The organism is Pseudomonas sp. HMSC063H08, assembly GCF_001813645.1.
GTDB classification, from domain to species: domain Bacteria; phylum Pseudomonadota; class Gammaproteobacteria; order Pseudomonadales; family Pseudomonadaceae; genus Pseudomonas; species Pseudomonas aeruginosa.
In genome coordinates this window covers 1-5138 of sequence record NZ_KV813462.1, presented here as the reverse complement: position 1 = coordinate 5138, position 5138 = coordinate 1, and the positions used below count along the sequence as shown (strand labels likewise).

At 65.3% G+C, this 5138-nt stretch carries 5 protein-coding genes and 1 pseudogene; 2 read left to right on the top strand and 4 right to left on the bottom strand.

What is annotated here, in order from left to right; translation table 11 throughout:
* A partial coding sequence (gene ccoG / locus HMPREF2924_RS16425) for a cytochrome c oxidase accessory protein CcoG (RefSeq protein WP_070700578.1) occupies window positions 1-1077 on the top strand: 1077 nt, incomplete at its 5' end.
* 97 nt (window positions 1078-1174) lie between these two features.
* Window positions 1175-2590 carry a GntR family transcriptional regulator MpaR gene (gene mapR / locus HMPREF2924_RS16420; protein WP_003101248.1) on the top strand — a complete coding sequence of 472 codons (1416 nt, stop codon included), beginning with the start codon at window positions 1175-1177 and terminating at the stop codon, window positions 2588-2590.
* Window positions 2591-2827: 237 nt separating this feature from the next.
* Here mapR and HMPREF2924_RS16415 read toward each other — a convergent pair whose 3' ends face one another.
* From HMPREF2924_RS16415 to HMPREF2924_RS16400, 4 genes and pseudogenes are all read right to left on the bottom strand, one after another.
* A complete protein-coding gene (locus tag HMPREF2924_RS16415; protein ID WP_015649550.1) occupies window positions 2828-3052 on the bottom strand; it encodes a DUF7364 domain-containing protein in 225 nt (74 codons plus the stop codon).
* Between the two features lie 78 nt (window positions 3053-3130).
* Window positions 3131-3424, bottom strand: a complete 294-nt coding sequence (locus HMPREF2924_RS16410; RefSeq protein WP_003139956.1) for a hypothetical protein — start codon at window positions 3422-3424, stop codon at window positions 3131-3133.
* Window positions 3421-4569, bottom strand: a complete 1149-nt coding sequence (locus HMPREF2924_RS16405; protein ID WP_003139957.1) for a DUF2793 domain-containing protein — start codon at window positions 4567-4569, stop codon at window positions 3421-3423. The genes HMPREF2924_RS16410 and HMPREF2924_RS16405 overlap by 4 nt, the downstream gene beginning before the upstream one ends.
* Window positions 4566-5138, bottom strand: a pseudogene (locus HMPREF2924_RS16400) (hypothetical protein); the annotation flags it as partial. The pseudogene HMPREF2924_RS16400 and the gene HMPREF2924_RS16405, both read right to left, overlap by 4 nt.

Sequence of the window (5138 nt, the reverse complement as noted above, 5' to 3'; positions counted from 1 at the left end):
GTCTGGTGCGGCTATACCTGCCCGCAGAGCGTATGGACCTGGGTGTTCATGTGGTGCGAGAAGGTCACCGAGGGCGACCGCAACGCGCGGATCAAGCTCGACCAGGGTCCGGCGAGCGCCGCCAAGCTCTTGCGCAAGACGGCCAAGCACGCGCTGTGGCTGGGTGTGAGCCTGGTCACGGCGGTCACCTTCATCGGCTACTTCACTCCGGTGCGACCGCTGGTGGCCGACCTGTTCAGCTTCCAGCTGGACCTGGAAAGCCTGTTCTGGGTGCTGTTCTTCACCGCCGCCACCTATGTCAACGCCGGCTGGCTGCGCGAGCAGGTGTGCATCCACATGTGCCCCTACTCGCGCTTCCAGAGCGTGATGTTCGACAAGGACACCCTGATCGTGTCCTACGACGCCGCCCGCGGCGAATCCCGCGGCGCCCGCAAGAAAGGCAGCGATCCGCGCGCCCAGGGGCTCGGCGACTGCATCGATTGCCAGCAGTGCGTGCAGGTCTGCCCCACCGGCATCGACATCCGCGACGGCCTGCAGATCGCCTGCATCGGCTGCGCCGCCTGCGTCGACGCCTGCGACTCGATCATGGACAAGATGGGCTATGAACGCGGCCTGGTGCGCTACACCTCGGAACGCGCTCTGGAAGGTGGCCAGACCCGTTTCCTGCGTCCACGCCTGGTCGGCTACGCGGCGGTGATGCTGGCGATGATCGGCGCCTTCGTCGTCGCCCTGGATGCCCGCCCGCTGGCCTCGCTGGACGTGACCCGCGACCGTGGGCTGTTCCGCGAGAACGCCGCCGGGCAGATCGAGAACATCTACACCCTCAAGGTCATCAACAAGACCCAGCAGCCGCAGCGCTATCGCCTGCAACTCGACGACGCACCGGAGTTCCGCCTGCAGGGCGAGCACACCCTGAGCCTGAAGCCCGGCGAGATCCTCGACTTCCCGGTGTCGGTGGCCTCTACCGCCGAACGCGCCAGGGCCGGCTCGCAACCGCTGGCGTTCAGCCTGCGCGGCATCGACGACCCGAGCCTGGCGGTCGGCAGCACCAGCACCTTCGTTTCGCCGGCGCGCTGAGGAGGCCGCGATGAGGCATGACAACACGGTCCCGGCGCGCATAGAGTGGGCGCCAGCGGCCGTGCCCACGGCCAGCCAGGACAGCGGCCAGGACAAGATGAAGCGCTACGAGAAATTCGCCGACGAGATTGCCGAGCTGATCCGCACCGGCGTCCTCGCCCCCGGGCAGAAGGTGCCCTCGGTACGGCACGCCAGCCGTACCTACGGGGTCAGCGCTTCCACCGTGTTCCAGGCCTACTACCTGCTGGAAAGCCGTGGGCTGATCATGGCCCGCGCACGCTCCGGCTACTTCGTCTGCCAGCACGTGCAGCGGCCGCTGCCGGAACCGGAGATCAGCCCGCGCCAGGCCGACGCCACCGAGGTCGACGTCAGCGAGCTGGTGTTCTCCGTACTCAGTTCGATCAAGGACCCGGACACCGTGCCCTTCGGCTCGGCGTTTCCCAGTCCGCAACTGTTTCCCCTGCCGCGCCTGGCGCGCTCGATGGCCCACGCGGTGCGCGACATGGACCCGCAGTCGGTGGTCGCCGACATGACGCCGGGCAACCATGGCCTGCGCCGGCAGATCGCCCTGCGCTACATGGTCGGCGGCCTGCTGCTGCCGGTGGAAGAACTGGTCATCAGCAACGGCGCGCTGGAGGCACTCAACCTCTGCCTGCAGGTGGTCACCCGTCCCGGCGACCTGGTGGCCATCGAGGCGCCGGCGTTCTACGCCACCCTGCAGGTGCTGGAACGGTTGAAGCTGAAGGCGGTGGAAATCCCCGTGCATCCGCGCGAAGGCATCGACCTGGAAGTGCTCGCCGACAGCCTGGAGCGCCTGCCGATCAAGGCCTGCTGGTTCATGAGCAACTTCCAGAACCCGATGGGCGCGAGCATGGACGACGAGAAGAAACGCGCCCTCGCCGAGCTGCTGGCGCGCCACCAGGTGCCGATGATCGAGGACGACGTGTACGCCGAACTGTACTTCGGCCAGCAGGCGCCGAAACCGGTCAAGGCCTACGACCAGGAAGGCCTGGTGATGCACTGCAGTTCCTTCTCCAAGAGCCTGGCGCCGGGCTACCGGGTCGGCTGGGTGGCCGGCGGACGCTACGCCGAGCAGATCGAGCGACTGAAGCTGATGACCAGCCTGTCGGCGTCGATCCCGGCCCAGGCGGCCATCGCCGACTATCTCCAGCACGGCGGCTACGACCGCCACCTGCGCAAGCTGCGCTACGCCCTGGAGACCCAGCAGAACGCCATGCTCGCGGCGGTGGCGCGTTACTTCCCCGAGCAGACCCGGGTCAGCCGTCCCAGCGGCGGCTACTTCCTCTGGCTGGAGTTGCCCGAGGCGGTCGACTCGCTGCGCCTGTTCCAACTGGCCCTGGCCCAGGGCATCAGCCTCGCCCCGGGGCCGATCTTCTCCGCCACCCGCCGCTTCGCCCATTGCGCCCGGCTCAACTACGGGCACCCGTGGAGCGCGCGGCAGGAGAAGGCGATGGAGACCCTCGGGCGGATCGCCCAGTCGCTGGCGGGTTGACGCCCCGCAGACGGAAAGCCACCCCGGCGTAGGGCGGATAACCGCGCGCGGTCATCCGCCATGATCGGCTCGCGTCCCCCATCCCGGTATACGCCGCCGCCCTGCACGAACGCCTTCCCCTGCCCCATCTGATACCCAAATTCCATATCGTGTAGCGCGGCGCGAAATTTGGCGCGGATTTGCGCAATAAATGACGCGCCCTAACCGTTTCGCCAGCGGCAAAAGAATTTCAAAAGATCAGCACAGCACGACGATATCGCCATCGGCTACCCGCTCAGACAGAGCGGTCAGCTTGCCGATGCCCTCCCGCAGGAATCGGCTCAGCTGTTCGAAGCATTCCTGCTGATCCTGCGAGAGGCTGAATTCGGACGCCATGGTATCCATCAGGTCAAGGCAGCACTGGTTTAGGAAACCGACCTCTAGCAGCTCCGCCCGCAGTCTCCGTCTAAGCATCTCGTTCATACCAACATCCCTATCTACTCCGCACATCAGCTAGGGACCGTAGCAAAAAGGCGACGTTGGTCACAATTATCAAAACGCTTAGGACTGGGGGAGCGGATAGCGTTCTTTGATCGCCTGCACGGCCGCGACCCATGCCGCCAGGTCCGGCTCGGTACCAGCGGCTATGGCGTCAAACTCGGCCTCCAGGCGCAGCGGGTCGGACTCGGTGCGATAGGCCTGGCGGCGCAGCTCCTGGACCTCGGCCAGCACGTCATCCGGGTGGAACGCCAAGTCGCCGACAGGGACGCCAGCGAGTGCAGCGGCCTCGTCCAGCGTGCCATCCCATTCCGCGAAGAACTCGCCTTTCAGTAGAACTCGTTTCGTCATTGTCATGCGCTCTGTGAGTTGACGGTCGCGATAGGCGCGACGTGGATGCCGGGATCGACCAGGCCGCCGAAGAAAGCGGGGCAAGCCATAGCTGCGATGGAGCCCAGGGCCGCATAGAGGTACGGGAAACCGTTGTCGTACCCCTGCGCGCTCTTTTTGGAAATCCTGACGTGCTTCCATCCATCGCTCGGGGTCAGAACCTGTCCCGGCAGTACTGGAGCCCCGTTCAGCCACAACTTGTAGTCAGTTGTCGGAAATCCTGCCGGGATGAGATGTAGCGATCCGGCTTCAGCTCGTATCCAGAAAACAGCTGTACACCAGCCGTTGGCGATGAAGAGCGCCCTCGACGAGTTCGTCATCTGAAGATAACGGGTCGTGCCGTCGGCACCCGTAGAGCCGGTCGTTGCGTTGGGGCCAGCGGTCAGCACAACGGTATAGAACTCAACGCCGTAGCGCGCCACGCTGCCCGACCGGCCCATGGCCGCCATAAGGTCTTGGACGCGCTGGTTCAGGTCGCCAGCCGTCCCCCCGAACGTGGTGTTGTCGTAGATGTACTTTCCGCCGTCAGCGATTGACGCGCCGTTCCACGGCGCCAGGAACGAACTAGAAAATGCTCCAGTGAAGCGCAAGATCAGCGGATTGATATTGCCCGCAAAGCGGCCGCTGTCCGGCATCAGATTGAGAAACGGCATGCCGTTGATATCTGCCCCGGCAGCGGTCCCAAGCTTGCCCCACGCCCCATTGTTGCGCGCGTAGTTGCTGCCGTCGCTCGGCGCGTCGGCCATTCCGCCCACCAGCTCAGTCCAGCCACTGGCCCCGAACTCATACGTCTTGACCTGGCCAGCAGGCGTGGCCTCGTTCGCAACCTGAACCCGCCAGCCCAGCTTCGGAGTGAGGTACTCCCAGGTGCCAGCCGTGGCGCCTACCACCCACCATCTGGCAAGGCGGTTCTGGCTGGCACCCGAGCCGGTGAAAATGTACGTGTCCCCCTCGGCCTGGCCGGTTGTGGGCAGCGTGGCGACGCGCCCCTTGACGACCGGTTGGCGCAGGAAGTCATCCCAGCGCAACATGCGGATCAGTTCGCTGTAATGCCCCTCACCGGGGGCGCCGTTGATCAGCAGGCCAGTGTTCGGCCCCATCGTAAGACTCATGCGGAAACGCCTCCTAGTTCTTCGCCCAGCCGGAAGCCAAGGCCGTGTCGTTCGATTGTGATGTCGTGTTGCTGCCAGCTCTGCAGACCGTCGCGAACGCTGAACAGCACGATGCGCAGCACCGGCAGCAGCCCATGCGCTATGTCGTCCTCCAGCGGGTAGGTCCAGGTCGTGCCGGTCAAGCCGGTGTACGACTTCTTCAGGCTGGTACCGCTGTAGATGCTCAGCGTGTATGTCGTGCCAGCTTCCAGCGATATGCTGCTCGCAGACGAGTCAACCAGCTGATCGGCCTGCAGCAGCCGGTTGCGGTGCGCCCACGACACGGTCAGCACACCGTAGGTCTTCGTCGGATACGCCACACCACACACCAGCACCCGGCCAGGCGCATAAGGCCGCGCCTGGCGCTGGTTCATTCGCAGCGAGTCGACCGGCGCGAGGCTCTCTGCGAGCGTCGCAGAGCTGGTGCGGCTCAGCAGCTTCACGTTCACTGTCTCGCCGGTCACGTACTCACGCGTGTCCTCGGTCGCCCAATCTTCGTAGAACCAGATCAGCGCGCCGGCCTCATGCGG

What these genes read in the sequence shown, in the direction of transcription:
- HMPREF2924_RS16405 (WP_003139957.1), bottom strand. Translation starts at nt 4,569, where the DNA reads ATGAGTCTTACGATGGGGCCGAACACTGGCCTGCTGATCAACGGCGCC.
- HMPREF2924_RS16410 (WP_003139956.1), bottom strand. Translation starts at nt 3,424, where the DNA reads ATGACAATGACGAAACGAGTTCTACTGAAAGGCGAGTTCTTCGCGGAA.
- mapR (WP_003101248.1), top strand. Translation starts at nt 1,175, where the DNA reads ATGAAGCGCTACGAGAAATTCGCCGACGAGATTGCCGAGCTGATCCGC.
- HMPREF2924_RS16415 (WP_015649550.1), bottom strand. Translation starts at nt 3,052, where the DNA reads ATGAACGAGATGCTTAGACGGAGACTGCGGGCGGAGCTGCTAGAGGTC.